The organism is Amycolatopsis sp. NPDC054798, from assembly GCF_053611505.1.
This window is the reverse complement of sequence record NZ_JBSHAM010000043.1, coordinates 60,269-76,802: the sequence shown is the minus strand read 5'-3', so window position 1 is coordinate 76,802 and position 16,534 is coordinate 60,269. Positions and strand designations below refer to the sequence as shown.

Here is a 16,534-nt window from a genome sequence, read left to right as displayed (position 1 = left end):
GTTTTTGGTGTGTGTTAGCGGTGGGTTGGCTAGCGTTTGCAGCCTCGCTTGGGCTCCACTCCCCGCCCCCCCCCGTGCCCGGCCGCGGGCTTCCCCTGGGGGACACCCCCGGCGGCCGTTCTCTTGGTTGACATGTGACCTTTTGGTCACCTATTCTCGGTGCGTGCCCGACGAGGACCTGATTTTCAAGGCTCTGGCGGATCCGACCCGCCGGTTCCTGCTCGACCTGCTCTACGCGCGGGACGGCCGCACGCTCACCGAGCTGGAGTCCGAAGTGGACATGAGCCGGTTCGGGGTGATGAAGCACCTCAAGCTGCTCGAGGAGGCCGAGCTGGTCGTCTCGCGCAAGGAAGGCCGGGAGAAGCGGCATTTCCTGAACCCGGTCCCGATCCGCCAGATCCACGACCGCTGGATCGACAAGTACACCGCACACCACACCTCGGCCTTGCTGGACCTCAAAGCCCAGCTCGAAGCCGAAGAATCCTTCAAGGAGCCCGGAAAATGAGCGACACCACGACCGTTCAGGTCAACCGCGTCTACATCAAGGCCACCCCGCAGGCGGTGTGGGACGCCATCACCAAGCCGGAATGGACGGCGAAGTACGGCTACACCGGTCTGGCCGAATTCGACCTCAAGCGCGGCGGCAAGCACCGCACCAAGCCGACCCAGGAGTTCATCGACTCCGGATTCACCAGCGATCTCCTCGACGGCGAAGTGCTCGAGGTCGATCCGCCGCGCAAGCTGGTGATCACGTGGAAACTGCAGATGGACCCGAGTCTTGTCGCCGAGCCGTACACCACGGTCACTTACGACATCGAACAAACGCAGACTGCGGGCACCCGGCTCACCGTCACCCACGACGTGACCGGCGCGCCCAACCACGCGGCCCTCGTGTCCGGCCAGCACGAGGATGTCAACGCCGGACCGGGCGAGAACGCGGGCGGCGGCTGGGCGTGGGTCCTGTCGGACTTGAAGTCCGTTCTGGAGACCGGCAAGAACCTCACCGCCTGACGCGAGGGGGGTGGCTGTTTTCGGGCAGACACCCCACCTCTCACGCGCGTTGAGTCGCGGCCTTCAATGCCGCCTTCGCGGAGTCGGAAGCCCCGATTTTGTCCAAACCGAACAGTGCGGCGCCGACAACCGGGTTCACCTCCACCACGCGCACCTGTGCCCGCGGTGCCACTTTCAAGCACCGCCGTTCGATGTCCGCGATCACCGACGCACCGACCCCGGTCAGCACGCCGCCGCCGAGGATGACCTCGGGAGCCGACGCCGTGAGGTCCAGGCGGCGCATGATCGCGGCCACCAACAGGCTGACTTCCTCCGCGAACCGCGTCACGACGTCCTGTGCGACCTCGTCACCGGCCGCGGCCACCTCGAACAACAGCGGGCACAGACCATGGATCGAGGCGGCGTCGATTTCCTCGAAATGCAGGCCCTGCACCACATCCAGCAGCGTCGAGGCACCGTAGTACTCCGCGACCGCCGATTCCAGCGCGGTCCGCGGACCACGACCGTCTTCCGCTCGGACGGCCCACCACAGGGCTTCCTCGCCCAGCCGGTAACCGCCGCCCCAGTCGCCGGACACCTTGCCCAGCGCGGGAAAGCGGTACGACCGGCCGTCCGGGGCGAAGCCAGCGCCGTTGATTCCCGCGCCGCACACCACCGCTACCCCGGTGCCGTCGGAACTTCCGGCTCGCAAGAGAGCGAGCACGTCGTTGCCGACGTCCAAAGTGGAACTCCAGCCGCGTGCCGACAACGCCTTGTGCAGCGCCTCTTCTTCCCGGGGGAAGTCGAGACCGGCCAGGTAGGCCGAAGTGTGCACGGCGAACGGCGGTTCAGTCGGCAGGCCACCGGAGCGGAGGGCTTCCTGAACGAATTCTTCCAGTGCGGCAACACATCCGCCGACTCCGACGCGCTGGGGAGAAACGCCGGGGCCGCGGGAGGCGCCGAGCACGACGCCGTCCCGCGAAACCACCAGCACCTCGGTCTTGCTGTTCCCCCCGTCGATCGCGACGACGGCGTCGCTCATGCCCGCGCCCAGTGCAGGAAATCCCGGTTGCGTGCGACGAGTTCGTCGGCGAGCGGGTCGGCCTTGGCGTACTGGCCGACCAGCGGATGCGCGAGCAACGCGTCCGCGACCCGGTCCCGGCCGCCCTTGATCGCGGCGTCCAGTGCCAGGTGCTCGTACGCGGTGACCCCGGCGATCAGCCCGGCGAACCGCGGGTCGACCGGAGACTGCGGAATCGGGGTCGCGCCCGCGGAATCCACAGTGGACGAAACTTCGATGACCGCGTCGTCCGGCAGGAAGTCGAACGTGCCGTTGTTGCGGACGTTCACCACGTGTTCCTCGGCGGCACCGCCGGAAGTGAGCGCGTGCACGAGCTGCACCGCCGCCTCCGAGTAGTACGCGCCGCCGCGCTTCTCCAGCGACTCCGGCTTCGTGACCTGCTCCGGGTCGAGGTAGATCTTGAGCAGTTCTTCCTCGACGTCGCTGACCACCTCGGCGCGCGGACGCTCGGTCTGCTGCTTGGCGACCTGCGCGTCGTGCGAGTAGTAGTACTTGAGGTAGTACGACGGCACAGCCCGCATCCGCCGCATCCACTCGACCGGAACACTGACCTCTTCGCCGAGGAATTCCGCGTGCTGGGCAAGGAGTTCCGGCAGCCGGTCGACCCCGTCGACCAGGACGCCGCGCTCCCAGCTCAGGTGATTCAGTCCAGTGTGGACCAGTTTCACGTCGCCGGTCGAAGCCCCGAGCAGCTTCGCGAACTTGCGCTGCAGGTTGATCGCGACGTTGCACAGGCCGACCGCGCGGTGGCCCTCCTGCAGCAGCGCGCGGGTGACGATGCCGACCGGGTTGGTGAAGTTGACGATCCAGGTGTCGTCCCCGGCGACCTTGCGAACGCGTTCGGCGATGTCGAGCACCACCGGCACCGTGCGCAGCGCCTTCGCCAGACCGCCCGCGCCGGTGGTTTCCTGGCCGACACAACCGCACAGGTGCGGGAACGTCTCGTCCGAGGCGCGCGCCTTCTGGCCGCCGACGCGCAACTGGATGAGGACCGCCGACGCGCCGTCGACGCCCTCCTCCAGATTCGCCGTGGTGCGCACGCGGGCCGGATGTCCCGCGTGGTCCAGCAGCCGCTGGCTGAACCCGCCGACCGCGTCGACCCGGTAGGCGTCCGGGTCGATCAGCACGATCTCATCGACGTCGAGCGACGCGCGCCGCCCGGCGATGCCGTCGATCAGCTCCGGCGTGTAGGTGGACCCACCGCCGACCACTGCCAGTTTCATCCCTTGACTCCCGTGAACGTGATGCCCTTGACGAACGACTTCTGCGCGAACACGAACAGCACGATCACCGGCAGCATGATCAGCGCGGTCGCGGCCATCGTGAGGTTCCATTGGACGTGGTGCATGCCTCGGAAGGACGCGATCGCCAGTGAAAGCGGCCAGTTGTCTTTGTTCTCGCCGGTGTAGAGCAGCGGTCCGAAATAGTCGTTCCAGGTGAACAGGAAGCAGAACATCGCGGTGGCCGCGATCCCCGGCTTCGCCATCGGGATCAGCACCCGCGTGAGCACCCGGAACTCGTTGCAGCCGTCGATCTTCGCCGCTTCGAGGTAGTCCTTCGGAATGGTGAGGAAGAACTGCCGCAGCAGGAAGATCGAGAAGGCGTCGAAGAAGAAGTACGGCACGATGAGCGGCACCAGGGTGCCGGTGAACCCGAGCCGCACCCACAGGTCGTACAGCGGAACGACGGTGACCTGCGGCGGCAGCATCATCGCGACGACGACAAGCATGAAGCACAGGTTTTGCCCGCGCCACCGCAGTTTCGCCAGCCCGTACGCCGCCGGGATCGCCGAGAGCAGCGCCCCGGCCGTCGCCAGCGCCGAGTACAGCAGGCTGTTGCCGAAGTACTCCAGCAGCGGAGCCTTCTTGAACACCTCGATGAAGTTCTCGAAATGCCATTCGGTCGGCCACAGGCTCGACGTCATCGCCTGATCGCTCTTCATCACCGAGGTGAGGAAGACGAACAGCAACGGCAGCATGAAGATCACGCCGAGCGCGATGCCGACCGCGTGCGTGGCCACAAAGGACAGGTTCTTGTCCCAGCGCCGCTTGAACTTCTCTCGCGGATGCACCGGAGGAGCCGGGGGCGCCGGGGCCGAAATCGTGGTCATGCGCCCTCCTCCTGATGTTGGCTCTTACGCATCTGCCGCACCAAAAGCCACGTGAAACCAGCGGATACCAGGAACAGCAGCACCGCCATCGCGGCCGCGTAGCCCATGTTGAAGTATCGGAAACCCTGTACGTACAACCAGATCGGATACGTCAGCGTCGAGTTCTCCGGCGCACCAATCAGTTTCGAGTTACCCGCGACGTCCGCCGTGCCCGCGGAAGCGGACGCGGCGACAATCGCCTGGGTGAAGAACTGCAGTGCGTAGATCATCGAGTTGACCACGCCGAACAGCAGCACCGGCGAGATCGACGGCAGCGTCACGTGCCAGAACCGGCGCACCGGGCCGGCCCCGTCGAGTTCCGCGGCCTCGTACTGCTCGGCCGGAACGTCCAGCAACGCGGCGAGAATGATGATCATCAGCTCGCCCGAACCCCACAGTGCGAGCAGGGTCAGCGCGGGCTTCGACATTTCCGGGCTGTTGAACCACAACCCGCCGTCGATGCCCACGAGCCGCAGGAACCTGTTCACCGGACCGAATTCCGGATTGAACACGAAGACGAACGCGAGCGTCGCCGCCGCGGGCGGGGCGAGCGCAGGCAGGTAGCAGAGCGTGCGGACGAGGCCGATGCCCGACTTCAGCCGCGAAATCACCGACGCCACGCCGAGCGAGAACAGCACCCGGCAGACGGTCAGGATGATCACCAGCCACAACGTGTTGTACGCGGCGGTTTTCACCAGCGGCTCGCTGGTGAACATGCGCACGTAGTTGTCGAACCCGATCCACTGTGGAGGGTTGATCAGGTCGTAGCGCGTGAACGAGTAGAACAGCGTCGCGCCGAGCGGGTAGGCGAAGAAGATGAGGAACCCGAGGGTGGCCGGTGCCATGAACCAGAACACCGTGCGCCTGCGCTTGGCCCGGGGAGACCCCCTCCGCGCCTGATTCGGCGCGGAGGAGGTTCCGGTTTCCGCTGCGGTCAGCGTGGTCATCCGCCGGCGCCCTTCTGCGCCAGCTCGTCGTTGATCTGCGCGTCGACCTTCTTCAGGCCCGCCGCCAGATCAGGCACCGACCCGGCCTGCCACTTCTCGGCGAAGTCGTTGACCGCCTTGAGGAACGCGTCGCCGATCGGCGTGGTCGGGTTGGCGACCAGCTTGCCGCTGTTGTAGATGTCGGTGAAGGTCTTGAACTGCGGCGGCATCTTCAGATTCGGCGAGTTCAGCGAATCCTTGGTGCTGGGCACGTTGTTCAGGCCGTTGGCCATCTCGACGAGGGTGTCGGTGTCGAGCGAGGCCTGCTTGATCAGCTCCCACGCCGCGCCGGGGTTCTTCGCGCCCTTCGGGATCGCGATGATCGTGCCGGTGCCGAACCCGCCGCCGTACTGGCTCGCCAGGCTGTCGAGCACCGGAGCGGGAGCGGTGCCGTAGTCGAGCGAGGGCACCTGGTCCTTGATGAACGCGGTGCGGAACTCGCCGTCGTAGATCATCGACAGTTTGCCGGTCTGGAACCCGTTGTCCTTCGAGTACTCGTCACCGAGGCCGGCCTTGAACTTCTCGACCTTCTCGTGCCCGCCGTAGAAGTCGATGAGCTTCTTCTGGAATTCGAACATCTCCTTCCAGCCGGGGCTGGAAGCGAGCGACGATTTCCCGTCCGGGCCCATGAACTTCGCCCCGAAGTTCGGTGCCCAGTACTGCGCCTGGTTGGCGTAGAACGGCATCGACGGCAGGAAGCCCGCGGTCTTGATCGAGCCGTCCGGGTTGAACTCGGTGAGCTTCTGGACGTCCTCGAACAGTTCCGTGGTGTTCTTCGGCGGACCGGCGATGCCCTTGGCGGCGAACTGCGCCTTGTTGTAGAAGAACCCGTACACGTCGGCGAGCATCGGCATCGCGCACCGCTTGCCCTGGTACGACGTGTAGTCGCGGACCGCCTGCGGAATCTGCTCGAGATCGATCTTGTCGCGCTCGATGTAGGGCTTCAGGTCCTGGAAGCTGCCGGTGGAGCACCAGGCGCCGAGGTTGTCGGTGTAGAACGAGATCGCCACGTCCGGCGGGTTGCCGCCGCGGATCGACTGGGTGAGCTTGTCGTCGTCCTGGTTCCCCTCGTGCTTGATGGTGATGTTGGGGAACTTCGCCTTGAGCTTGTCGAGCGCCTTCGTGACCACGCCGTACTCGCGGTCGGTGAATTTGCTGTAGACGGTGATGGTGAGCTTGTCGTCCTTGTTCGGCGGGGCCGCGGCGTCACCGCCGCCTGCGGGCGCGGCGGCACCGCACGCGGCGGTCGCCAGCAGCGTGCTCGCCGCTACGGCGCTGAGCAGCAGAGATCCGCGCTTTCGCGCGAGCCTCCGGATGCGGGTGGGAGCGGACATGAACCCTCCTGTCCATCGGGTGGGTCTACTCGGTCGGGGACGGGGCTTGCTCTCCGGCGGACCGGCGCGGCCCGAGGAGCGTGGGGGTGACGACGCCGAAGACGTCCTCACGGGCGGTGGCGAGCGCGGACTGCAGAGCACCGGCGCGCACCGCGTTGCCCTGCACCGAAGCGACGCCGACGGGCGTGCGCGGCAGGACCAGTTCGTGCAGCTTTTCCGCGACGATCGCCGCGAACTCGTCGCCGCCGGCGCGGCTGGTCTCGCCGCACAGCAGGATGAGCTGCGGGTCGGCGACCGCGACGAGGCTGGCGACCCCGCTCGCGACGCGACGGGCGAGATCGTCCAGAAACCCTTGGTGCGCCACGTGTCGAGCCTGCGTGACGGCGTCCCAGCCGCTGTCCGCGGTGATGCCGTGCGCCTTCGCGAGCCGGACGATCGCCGACGAGTCGACCAGGTTGCCGTACCGGGCGCCGGCGGACGGCCAGCTGTCGCCAGTGTCCACAGTGGCCGGATCGGGCACGCGCATCCAGTCGATCTCGCCGCCGCCACCGGTCGCGCCGCGCAGCAGCCGCCGTCCGATGACGACCGCGCCGCCGACGCCCTCGGACAGCCAGACCAGGACGAAATCGTCCACGTCCTGCGCGTTGCCGACGGTCATTTCCTCAACCGCGACAAGGTTTACGTCGTTCTCGATCTTGACCGTCACGCCGAGTTCGTCGCTCAGCCGCGCCGGAACGTTGAACCCGAGCCAGCCCGGGATGTGCGGGGCCGAGGACAGCAACCCGGTGCGCGGGTCGAACGCGCCCTGCGCGCCGATGACCACATTGGCCAGATCGTCGAGCTGCATGCCAGCGGCCTTGGTGACCCGGCGCAGCGCCTGGCCGAACGAACCGACGACGTCCGCGTCCTCGGCCACCGGGAGCTGCACGCGGTACTCGGCGAGGACCGCCCCGGCGACGTCGGCGACCACGAAGTCCGCGACCCGCGGGGTGAGATCGACGGCCGCGACGTGCGCGAGACCGCCGTTGACCGCCCACAGCTGAGCGCGCGGTCCGCGTCCGCCGCCGGCGCGCTCCCCCGCCTTGCCGACGAGATTTTCCTGCTCAAGCCGGGTGAGCAGCTGCGCGGTGGCGGGTTTCGACAGCCCGATGGCGGCCTCGAGTTCGGCCCGGGTGAGCGGTCCGTTCCGCAGCAACGCCTCGATCGCGGCGCGGTCGTTCATCTCGCGCAACGTTCGCGGACTGCCGGCTCGCACCTGGCTGCTCCTTTATTAGGAAACTTTACAGACGGTTTTCCGGGACTGTAGTGAGCGCGGCCACACGGCGTCAATGGGCTCGGGAAACAGCGGGGTAACGGCTTGATACCGCGGGATGACGGCGACCGGCACAGGGTGACCGGGCGGGCGCGGACCGTGCAGGGCGGCAGACCAGCGGCCGGGGTGGTCCGGGAATTCCGGGATCACGAAGGGAGGCGCGGCGGAAGCCAGCTACGCGCTGAAACCGCTCGGCCCGGGAAGCACCCTTGAGCTGCCAGGAACCTAACGCGGCACCAAGCGCCGCCCAAGCCAGCACGCAGCTTCACGGTCCGACCCCAGAAAGCCGTGAAGGGCCCCTTGAGGGAATCTGATTCCCTCAAGGGGCCCTTCACGGACAGAACCGGGCTCAGGCGCGGACACTGTCCGTCACTCTTCGGCGTCTGCCCAAGCCTTGAGCATCACGCGGGCGATCGACGAGTTCCCCGGCAGCAGCAGGTTCGACGCGCCACCGGCGATCGGCGTCGGCACCCCGGTCCCGGCGTTGCGGAACGCGGTCCGGACGTCCTCTCGGGACACCCACAGCGCTTCCTCGATCTCGCCCTCAGCCGGGACCAGCGGCGCGTCGCGGTCCGCACGCGCGGTGAAGCCCAGCATGATCGAGCGCGGGAACGGCCACGGCTGGCTGCCGAGATACCGCACGTCCCCCACCTCGATCCCGGCCTCCTCGCGGATTTCGCGGACGACGCAGCCCTCCAGGGACTCCCCCGCCTCCACGAATCCGGCGAGCACCGAGTACCGGTCCGGCGGCCAGATCGGCTGCCGGGCGAGCAGCACGTGCGAACCGTTGACCCCGTCGAGGTCGTGCACCAGGCAGATCACCGCCGGGTCGGTGCGCGGGTATTCCTCGTGTCCCTTGGCTTCGCAGCGGCTGGCCCAGCCGAACTGGGTCAGCTGCGTCGGCGAGCCGTCGCGGGTGCAGAACCGCGACTGCCGACGCCAGTTCCGCAGCGCCTGCGCGGTGGTGAACAGCCCGGCCGACGTGTCGTCGAGCTGCTCGCCGTAGCCGCGCAGCTCGACCCAGAGTTCGCCGTTGGCGCGCGGCACCTCTTCGATCACGCCCCAGCTGCCCGCCAGCCGCACGGTGTCCGCGTCGCCTTCGAGACGGCCGGGCAGCGACCAGTAGTCGACGTCCTCCCACTCGCCGAGGAACACCGCGTCGGCGGGCGGTTCGGTGCCGAAGTCCATCGCCTTGCGGGTGGCCAGCGCGGAGCTGCCCTCGACGACCGGCGTGCGGCCGGTGTCGTCGAGCAGCACCACGCGGGCTTCCGACCATTTGGCGGCGAGCCGCTCCGGGTTGGTGCGCAAGGTTTCCTGACGGTCCACTGTGGAACGAGACAGTGTCGGCAGGGCCCCTAGTTCGAACGGAACGCTCATCAGTCCTTCTCGCTGGTGGAAACGCCGAGCGCGGCCAGCTTCGGCGCGAGGAGTTCCGCGTCGCCGACCACGACGCCGGTGAACCGGCCCGGCGCGAAGAACTCCGCCGCCGCCTCGGCGATCTGGTCCGCAGTGACCGCCGCGAGCCGCTCCGGGTGGCTCTGCAGCCACTCGATGCCGAGGCCGTTCGACGCCAGCGCCATCAGCTGCCCGGCGAGCCCGCCCTGCGAGGACGTGCCGGTGACCAGCGAGCCCATCGCGTACTGCCGCACCGATTCGACCTCTTCGGCAGTCGGCGGCACGGTGCCGAGCCGGAACAGCTCGTAGCGGGTTTCCAGGTACGCCGCCGCGGTGACCTCGTTGGCGGTGTCCGCGTCCACATTGACCACTGCGGTTTTGCCGGTGAACTCGAAGCCCGAGTGCGCGCCGTAGGTGTATCCCTTGTCCTCGCGGATGTTTTCCACCAGCCGCGAGGAGAAATACCCGCCGAACGCCAGGTTCGCCAGCTGAAGCGCCGGGTAGCGCGGGTCGACGCGCGGCACCGTCTGCGCGGACAACCGGATCTGCGACTGCACCGCGCCGGCGCGCGGCACCAGCAGGACGTTGCCGCCGGTCAGCTCGGGCAGCGGCGGCAGCACCACAGCCGAACGGTCCGACTTCCAGCCGCCCAGCGCGCGCTCCAGTTCGGCCGGAACCGCTTGCGGGTCAAGGTCTCCGACCAACACCAGCACGGCACCGCGCGGCAGCACCGAAGCGTTGTGCAGCGCGCGCACCTGATCCGGAGCGACAGCAGCAACATCGGAGGCCTGCGGGACCTCGCGGGTCGCCGGGTGGTCGCCGTACCGGTGCTTCTGCAGTGCTTCGCGCGCGATGGTGCGCGGCTGCGTGCGCGACACCGCGATGCGCTCGATCAGCCGCTCCCGCTCGCGCGCGACCTCCGCGTCGCCGTACGTGGCACCGGTGAGCACGTCGCCGAGCACGTCCAGCAGCGTCGGCAGGCCGTCGGACAGCGCGGTGCCGCCGAAGTACAGCCGCTCCGGGTCCACGCCCGCGTTGAGGTCGCCGCCGATGAGCGCGACCTCGGCGTCGATTTCCACCCGGTCGCGCCGCGCCGTGCCGGTGAGCACGGTTTCCGCGAGCACCTCCGCGGTGGCCGCGTGCATCCGGTCCTCCCCCGCGAAGGGGATCCACAGCCGCAGTTCGACCATCGGGACGCTCGCCTTGCGCACCGCGAGCACGCGCAGCCCGTTGGAGAGCGTGGTGTCCACATGGGACAGATCGCCGGCGGCGCGCTGGTGCCCGAGCGCGGGCAGCGGACGCGGTCCGGTGGCGGTGCGGCCGATCTCCTCGGCGCTGCGGTGTGCGGCTTTGACCTGTTCAGCCGAGGTCACTGTTCCGTCCCTTCGGTGCTTGCGGGCTTCACGACGAGCACGGCGCGCGCGTCCGGGCGCAGCGCCTTCGCCGCAGCGGACACCGCCTCGCCGGAGACCGCGGACAGGCGGTCGGCGAGCTGGTAGACCAGCGACGCGTCGCCGTAAAGCAGTTCGAACGCGCCGAGCGCGAGCGTGCGCGACACGAGCCGGTCGTGCTCCGCGTGCAGGCTGGCCGCCCAGCGCGCGGTGACCTTCTTCAGTTCCTGCTCGTCCGGCGGGGTGGACGCGAGCTTCTCCAGCTCCTCGTCCAGGGCGGCGAGCACGCGCTCGCGCGGCACCTCCGGCGGGTGGATCGCGGTGATGGTGAACGTGTCCGGGTCGCGCGCCTCGAACGGGCCGAACAGCCCGGCTCCGGCGCCGATGTCGACCACCAGCGGTTCGACGTGCACCAGCCGCTGCTGCAACCGCGAACCGTCACCGTCGGTGAGCACGCCGGCCAGCACCAGGTACGCGAGGTAGCCGTCGAGGTCGTTGATCGGGTCCGGCATCCGGTAGCCGACGGCCAGCGCGGGCAGCGGCGCGTGCGCGTCGGTGTGCTCGCCCGTCAGCTGGGTGGTGGGCAGCGGCTCGGCGAACGACGGACGGACCGGAGCCGGCCGGTGCGGGACGTCGCCGAAGTGCTTCTGGACGAGCGCCTTCGCGTTCTCCACCTCGAAATCGCCGGCGACGGTCAGCACCGCGTTGGCCGGCGAGTAGAAGGTGTCGAAGAAGGCGGCACAGTCGTCCAGCGTCGCGCCCTCGAGGTCTTCGAAGGCGCCGTAGCCGTCGTGCGCGTTGGCGAAGGTGGAGTAAAGCACCGGCGGCAACAGGATCCAGGGGAATCCGCCGTACGGCCGGTTGCGCACGTTCAGCCGGATTTCCTCCTTGACGACCTCGATCTGGTTCGCCAGGTTCTCCGCGGTCAGCTTCGGCGCGCGCATCCGGTCGGCTTCGAGGAACAGCGCGCGTTCCAGCGCGGCCGAGGGCAGCACCTCGTAGTAGTCGGTGTAGTCCGGGTGCGTGGAGCCGTTGAAGGTGCCGCCGCTGGACTGCACGTGCCGGAAGTGCGCCAGTTTCTCCAGGCTTTCGCTGCCCTGGAACATCAGGTGCTCGAAGAGGTGCGCGAAACCGGTCAACCCCTCCGGCTCGGAACGGAAGCCTACGTCGTAGTGCACGCTGACCCCGACCACCGGCGCGGTCGGGTCAGGAGCGAGCACCACGCGCAGACCGTTGTCGATCGTGAAACGGAAGAGCTCGGGATCGGCCATGCCTCCACCCTACGCAGGCGCGGGCGTCTTCGGCTCGTCCGGTCGGAGGTGCCTCGCGCCCTCGAACGCGACGGTCAGTGCGACTGTGAATCCGCTGGTCCGCGCTAATGGCACAGCGTCCTCGGCGGGTGTGCCGTACCAGTACGCCGACAGCGAACAAGCGTTAACTAGCCAAGCGTCCGCTTCGCCCAGCGCGTACGCGTACGGGAGCGCACGGGAGACGAGCAGTTCGTCGTTCGGCGCTTCCATCGTGAGCAGCTGTGCGTTGAGGCCGAGAAGGCGGTCGCGTAGGTCGAGACCTGCCTTCGTCCGCTCCGGCAGAAGCCGAGCAGCTGCCGTCACCGCGATGCCGGTGGCGAGAAGCACCAACCCGAGTTGCGCGTAACCGACAGTGAATGCCAACAGGACAGTGAGGAAGACGCCGTACCCACATAGCCGAGGACCGATCTTCGACCACCGCTTCGGGACACGCCAACCGCGACGGACAGTGTCGGCCACTAGCTCACGTACGCCTGCTTCGCGGACTTCGGCGAGCGTCGCGGCTTCGCCCGGTACGGCGGCTTCGTACACCGCGCGCTCGAAGGCAGTCAGGTGTTCGTCGGGTGGGTTGCGGCGTACGAGCACCCAATTGCTCGGGCCGTCTTCGCTGACCCATAGATAGTTACGCACGCATAGGTCGAGCACTGTCGCGGCCAGGTCGATGGAGCTGACACGTCCGGCGAGAAGCAGTCCTACGTGTCCAGGGAGCACACCGTCCGGCGAAGAGAAGCGCCCGTTGTCGAGGAGCTGTACGGGAGTGGCGCGGCCTGGCTGTCGGTCGCGGCGGCGACGTACGAACACGTTGACGGCACCGGCGATCGACAGTACGGCGAAGGCCAGCCACGCCCACCACACTGGCGCACTCGCGGCGAAGGGGCCGCTGGGGACGAGACGCTCTGTCGCGGCGACTGTGCCGCCGGGGAGTTCGGCGGTCAACTGGACGCGCGAGCCAGGCTGGAGCTTCGGCACCGAGACGCGGGTCAGGCCGGAGTGGTCGATCTGCGCGGCACCGCAGCGGGTGGTCGAATCGGGCGGGCCGGCGAGGCAGCTGAGCGCGTCGGGGACGGCAGGCGCGGCGAAGGTCGCGCGGACCAGTTCGAGGCGGGTGTCCCAGCCTCCCGCGACGTCCCAGGTCACGTGCTCGACACCGAGGCTCGTGCCGACCGCACCGTCCACTGTGTACCGGAGGACGGACGTGCCGCCGCGGAGATAGAAGGTCACCTGGTCGTTGCCGGACTCGGCGTTGCCCGCGCCTTCGATGCTGATGTCGCGGATCCCGAGTACGCGAGCGTTGGCGCGCAACGGAATCGTGCGGGTCATCGAGGTATCGCGCGGCACCGACACTGCCTCGGTGACGGACAGGCTGCCGTCACGCTGGACCTTCAACGCCACCTCGACGCTCTGCGGCAGCCCAGGCAGCGAGGGCTGGTCTTGCGCCGCGGCGGGGGTCGCGCAGAGAAACGGGATTGCCAGCAGAGCGGCGAGTTTCATTGCGCGGACACCACCGAGCGGCGTTCGGCCATGGCTTGGATCGCGTCGATCTCGGTCGCGAGCGGGGATTCGGCACGTTCGGCCGGAGTGCCCAATGCTCGGCCGCTCCGGGTTTGCGGCGGAATCATCGGGGCTGCGGCGAAGGTGGCGAGTCCGGCGATCAGGAGCGCGACGCCGATCAGCGCCTCGCCGACTGTGACGGCCAGGACGACGGTGGCCACGATGCCCAAGGCAGCCAGGACCAGACCGGCTCGGCGGACGTGGGATTGCCGCGCGGACAGCCAGCCCTGGCGGCGTGCTTCGGCGTCGAGAAGGGCTCGCAAGTCGGCGTGATGCGGATGCGCGGCAGCAAGCGGACCAGGTGGGAAGGCCGCTTTGACGGCTTCCTCGAATGGAGTGAGCGCGTCGGCTTCGCCGTGAGTGACCTGGCCGTCGGCGATGTGCAGATGACCGCGAGCGACGAGGTCGAGGACGGTTCCCGTGAGGTCGAGTTCCCCTCGCGCGACATACGCGATGTACGCGGGCGGGACGCCGGGAGCAGGTGGACCGGTGCGGCGACGCAGCACGCTGGCACCGAGGAGGAGGTAAAGCACCAAGGCCAGACCACTGAGGACTGTCGGGAATCCAGGCGCGAAGGCCGCCAACGGTCCAGCCGGGACGAACCGGGCGTTCTCCGGCAACGGTCCGGTTTGGACAGCTAGGTCAATTCGCTCCCCTTGGCGCAGACCGTTCTGTTCGACATGCGCTCCCCCGCTCCGCAGTTCGGAGAAAGTGCATTGCCGGGAGGAACCCGGCTGACCGGCGTAACAGTCCGCTGTGGACACCTCCGGCGCGCTGAAGGCGGCGGTGCCCCGGTCGAGCGCGTGGTCCCAGCCTCCAGTGAGCTGAAACCGCATCTGCCCGCCAGCGGCGACCGCACCGTCCACTGTGTACTTTACGGTGGCTGGCCCAGTGACCGTGATCGTCGTTCCGTCGGCGGTAGCGGCACCGGAAAGCCGCAAGTCAGTGACCGCGTAGAGCCGATCCTCGGCTTCGGTGACGGGTACGCGTTCGGCGATGCGGTGGACAGCAGGGGCGTCGGTGACGATGCGCTCGATGACCGTGAGCTGACCGTCTTGGCCAGTGGTGACGGTGACGTCGTCGGCGAGCATGTCCTCAGCTCGGCGGGGTGAAGGGGTTGTCGGACTTCGGCGGCGCCGGAGGCGGAACGGGCGGCGGCGCGTAGGCGGGCGGGCCGTACTGCATCGGCGCGATCCGGGCGTGGTCGCGGTTGCGGCGTTCGGCCAGCACCGCGGTGAGGAACACCCACGGCGGCATCCCGTACGGCAGCGGCACCCCGATCGTCGCCGAGACCTGCTGCGCCAAGCCGAAGCCGAGCGACGCGGCCGCTTCCGGACGCAGGTCGTGGTAGCGGCCGAGGTACTGGCGGGCGGCCATGGCGAGATCGTCGGTGAGGCCGCTGAGGTCGAAGTGCGCGGCCCACGCTTCCAGCCCGGGCGGCACCACGAGAATCGCCTGCGCGGACTGCGGCACGCGTTCGCGGATCACCAGGGTGCCCGCGAGGTAGTCGCCGACGCGGCGGCCGTTCGACGACGTCAGCGACACGATGACAGCCACCGCGCCGAGGAAGCCGAGGGCCCAGAAGTCGACGAAGAACCCGGCGAGCGCGCGGGTCAGCGCGTGCCGGAAGCTGATCGGGCCGCCGTCGAGGCGCACCACGCGCAGGCCAAGCGCGAGTTTGCCGAGCGAACGGCCGCGGCTGAGCGTTTCGAACAGCACCGGGTAGCCGATCACCACCAGCACGAACATGGTCAGCATCAGCGCGATGGTGAGCGCCGAGTCGAACGACCCCGCGGTCAGCAGCAGCGCGACGAGGACCAGCAGCAGCAACGCGGCCTGGACGAGGACGTCGAGCAGCATCGCGACCGCGCGGGTGGCGAGCTTCGCCACCCGCAGGTCGAGGACGACGGCCTCACCGGTGACGAGATCGGACTCTTCCTGCACGACGCCAGCGTAGAGCGCCTGCCTCTATCCTGGCGGAAGAGGAGGTGGCCGGTGGACGTCGACGTGTTCGTCGCGGCGCACAGCGCCGAATGGAGCAGGCTCGGCGAACTCGCCGGGCGGCGCAGGCTGACCGGCCAGGAGGCGGACGAGCTGGTCACGCTGTATCAACGCGCCGCGACGCATCTGTCCATGATCCGCTCGACCGCACCCGACCCGGCCCTGCTGGCGAGGCTGTCGGCGCTGGTCGCCCGCGGCCGCTCGGCGGTCGCCGGGTCGCACAGCCCGGCGTGGCGCGAGGTCGGGCTCTTCTTCACCCGCCGTTTCCCGGCCGCGGTGTACCTGAGCCGTCGCTGGTGGATCCCGGCGGCGCTGCTGTCGGTCGCGGTGATGGCGGTGGTGGGCGTGTGGATCGCTAGTGACCCGCAGGTGCGCGCGTCGCTGGTCTCGCCGGACGAATTGAAGGCGATGACCGCACCCGGCGGCCGATACGAGACGTACTACTCGGACGGCCCGGCGGGCTCATTCGCGGCGAAGGTGTGGACGAACAACGCCTGGGTGGCGGCGACGTGCCTGTTCCTGGGCGTCGCGCTCGGACTGCCGGTGATCGGCGCGCTGTGGCTGAACTCGCTGAACGCCGGGGAAGCGATCGGCCTGATGTCGTCGGCCGGACGCGGCGACGTGCTGCTGGGGCTGCTCCTGCCGCACGGACTGCTGGAACTGACGGCGGTGTTCATCGCGGCCGGGACCGGGCTGAAGCTCGGGTGGACGGTGGTGGACCCGGGCCGCCGGTCGCGGAGTGCGGCACTGGCCGAGCAGGGCCGGTCGGTGGTGGTGATGGCGCTGGGACTGGCGTGCGTGCTGCTGGTGTCGGGCGTGATCGAGGCGTTCGTGACGCCGTCCGGCTGGCCGACGTGGCTGCGGATCGGGATCGGGGCGGTGGTGGAACTGCTGTTCCTGACGTACGTGTTCACGCTGGGGAGGCAGGCGGCGCTGTCCGGGGAGACGGGTGACGTGGACCGCCGAGCCGCCGGAGACACCCTTCCCGAAGCTGGGTAGAAGTCCGTGAAGGGCTCCTTGAGGGAATCTAATTC

15 protein-coding genes are annotated in these 16,534 nt (G+C 68.6%); 3 read left to right on the top strand and 12 right to left on the bottom strand.

The annotated features are described in order from the left end of the window. The first annotated feature begins 163 nt into the window (after positions 1–163). Together ACWGIC_RS25270 and ACWGIC_RS25265 are read left to right on the top strand one after the other, a co-directional pair. Entirely contained in the window at positions 164–505 is a 342-nt protein-coding gene (locus ACWGIC_RS25270; protein ID WP_452078423.1) for an ArsR/SmtB family transcription factor, read from the top strand. Continuing rightward, on the top strand, positions 502–1,011 hold the full coding sequence (locus tag ACWGIC_RS25265; protein ID WP_452078422.1) for an SRPBCC domain-containing protein: 510 nt from the start codon (positions 502–504) through the stop codon (positions 1,009–1,011). The genes ACWGIC_RS25270 and ACWGIC_RS25265 overlap by 4 nt, the downstream gene beginning before the upstream one ends. Positions 1,012–1,051: 40 nt before the next feature. Here ACWGIC_RS25265 and ACWGIC_RS25260 read toward each other — a convergent pair whose 3' ends face one another. From ACWGIC_RS25260 to ACWGIC_RS25205, 12 genes are all read right to left on the bottom strand, one after another. Further along, positions 1,052–2,032, bottom strand: coding sequence for an N-acetylglucosamine kinase (locus ACWGIC_RS25260; RefSeq protein WP_452078421.1), 981 nt, complete (start codon positions 2,030–2,032; stop codon positions 1,052–1,054). Next, complete coding sequence (locus ACWGIC_RS25255; RefSeq protein WP_452078420.1) at positions 2,029–3,294, bottom strand: 6-phospho-beta-glucosidase; 1,266 nt, start codon at positions 3,292–3,294, stop codon at positions 2,029–2,031. Before ACWGIC_RS25255 ends, ACWGIC_RS25260 begins: the two co-directional genes overlap by 4 nt. Then, positions 3,291–4,181 (bottom strand): carbohydrate ABC transporter permease, encoded by an 891-nt coding sequence (locus tag ACWGIC_RS25250; protein WP_452078419.1) that lies wholly within the window; start codon positions 4,179–4,181, stop codon positions 3,291–3,293. Before ACWGIC_RS25250 ends, ACWGIC_RS25255 begins: the two co-directional genes overlap by 4 nt. Then, positions 4,178–5,167, bottom strand: coding sequence for a carbohydrate ABC transporter permease (locus tag ACWGIC_RS25245; protein ID WP_452078418.1), 990 nt, complete (start codon positions 5,165–5,167; stop codon positions 4,178–4,180). The genes ACWGIC_RS25250 and ACWGIC_RS25245 overlap by 4 nt, the downstream gene beginning before the upstream one ends. Then, complete coding sequence (locus tag ACWGIC_RS25240) at positions 5,164–6,540, bottom strand: extracellular solute-binding protein (protein ID WP_452078417.1); 1,377 nt, start codon at positions 6,538–6,540, stop codon at positions 5,164–5,166. Before ACWGIC_RS25240 ends, ACWGIC_RS25245 begins: the two co-directional genes overlap by 4 nt. 25 nt (positions 6,541–6,565) lie before the next feature. Continuing rightward, the gene (locus tag ACWGIC_RS25235) at positions 6,566–7,762 is read right to left on the bottom strand and encodes an ROK family transcriptional regulator (RefSeq protein WP_452078428.1); all 1,197 of its coding nucleotides are present in this window, start codon (positions 7,760–7,762) and stop codon (positions 6,566–6,568) included. Between the two features lie 459 nt (positions 7,763–8,221). Further along, the gene (gene nudC / locus ACWGIC_RS25230; RefSeq protein ID WP_452078416.1) at positions 8,222–9,229 is read right to left on the bottom strand and encodes an NAD(+) diphosphatase; all 1,008 of its coding nucleotides are present in this window, start codon (positions 9,227–9,229) and stop codon (positions 8,222–8,224) included. Continuing rightward, positions 9,229–10,620 carry a M16 family metallopeptidase gene (locus ACWGIC_RS25225; protein WP_452078415.1) on the bottom strand — a complete coding sequence of 464 codons (1,392 nt, stop codon included), beginning with the start codon at positions 10,618–10,620 and terminating at the stop codon, positions 9,229–9,231. The genes nudC and ACWGIC_RS25225 overlap by 1 nt, the downstream gene beginning before the upstream one ends. Then, complete coding sequence (locus ACWGIC_RS25220) at positions 10,617–11,909, bottom strand: M16 family metallopeptidase (RefSeq protein ID WP_452078414.1); 1,293 nt, start codon at positions 11,907–11,909, stop codon at positions 10,617–10,619. Before ACWGIC_RS25220 ends, ACWGIC_RS25225 begins: the two co-directional genes overlap by 4 nt. Positions 11,910–11,918: 9 nt before the next feature. After that, positions 11,919–13,439 carry a DUF2207 family protein gene (locus ACWGIC_RS25215; RefSeq protein WP_452078413.1) on the bottom strand — a complete coding sequence of 507 codons (1,521 nt, stop codon included), beginning with the start codon at positions 13,437–13,439 and terminating at the stop codon, positions 11,919–11,921. After that, entirely contained in the window at positions 13,436–14,590 is a 1,155-nt protein-coding gene (locus ACWGIC_RS25210; protein WP_452078412.1) for a hypothetical protein, read from the bottom strand. The genes ACWGIC_RS25215 and ACWGIC_RS25210 overlap by 4 nt, the downstream gene beginning before the upstream one ends. A 4-nt stretch (positions 14,591–14,594) precedes the next feature. Next, positions 14,595–15,443 (bottom strand): RDD family protein, encoded by an 849-nt coding sequence (locus tag ACWGIC_RS25205; RefSeq protein WP_452078411.1) that lies wholly within the window; start codon positions 15,441–15,443, stop codon positions 14,595–14,597. 51 nt (positions 15,444–15,494) lie between these two features. On the opposite strand from ACWGIC_RS25205, the gene ACWGIC_RS25200 reads away from it, so the two are divergent. Further along, positions 15,495–16,499 carry a stage II sporulation protein M gene (locus ACWGIC_RS25200; RefSeq protein ID WP_452078410.1) on the top strand — a complete coding sequence of 335 codons (1,005 nt, stop codon included), beginning with the start codon at positions 15,495–15,497 and terminating at the stop codon, positions 16,497–16,499. The last annotated feature ends 35 nt before the right edge of the window (positions 16,500–16,534 follow it).

Excerpts from the sequence above, each read along its gene's own strand:
- ACWGIC_RS25265 (WP_452078422.1), top strand. The coding sequence starts at position 502 with ATGAGCGACACCACGACCGTTCAGGTCAACCGCGTCTACATCAAGGCC.
- ACWGIC_RS25260 (WP_452078421.1), bottom strand. The coding sequence starts at position 2,032 with ATGAGCGACGCCGTCGTCGCGATCGACGGGGGGAACAGCAAGACCGAG.
- ACWGIC_RS25255 (WP_452078420.1), bottom strand. The coding sequence starts at position 3,294 with ATGAAACTGGCAGTGGTCGGCGGTGGGTCCACCTACACGCCGGAGCTG.
- ACWGIC_RS25250 (WP_452078419.1), bottom strand. The coding sequence starts at position 4,181 with ATGACCACGATTTCGGCCCCGGCGCCCCCGGCTCCTCCGGTGCATCCG.
- ACWGIC_RS25245 (WP_452078418.1), bottom strand. The coding sequence starts at position 5,167 with ATGACCACGCTGACCGCAGCGGAAACCGGAACCTCCTCCGCGCCGAAT.
- ACWGIC_RS25240 (WP_452078417.1), bottom strand. The coding sequence starts at position 6,540 with ATGTCCGCTCCCACCCGCATCCGGAGGCTCGCGCGAAAGCGCGGATCT.
- ACWGIC_RS25235 (WP_452078428.1), bottom strand. The coding sequence starts at position 7,762 with ATGAACGACCGCGCCGCGATCGAGGCGTTGCTGCGGAACGGACCGCTC.
- nudC (WP_452078416.1), bottom strand. The coding sequence starts at position 9,229 with ATGAGCGTTCCGTTCGAACTAGGGGCCCTGCCGACACTGTCTCGTTCC.
- ACWGIC_RS25220 (WP_452078414.1), bottom strand. The coding sequence starts at position 11,909 with ATGGCCGATCCCGAGCTCTTCCGTTTCACGATCGACAACGGTCTGCGC.
- ACWGIC_RS25215 (WP_452078413.1), bottom strand. The coding sequence starts at position 13,439 with ATGAAACTCGCCGCTCTGCTGGCAATCCCGTTTCTCTGCGCGACCCCC.
- ACWGIC_RS25210 (WP_452078412.1), bottom strand. The coding sequence starts at position 14,590 with ATGCTCGCCGACGACGTCACCGTCACCACTGGCCAAGACGGTCAGCTC.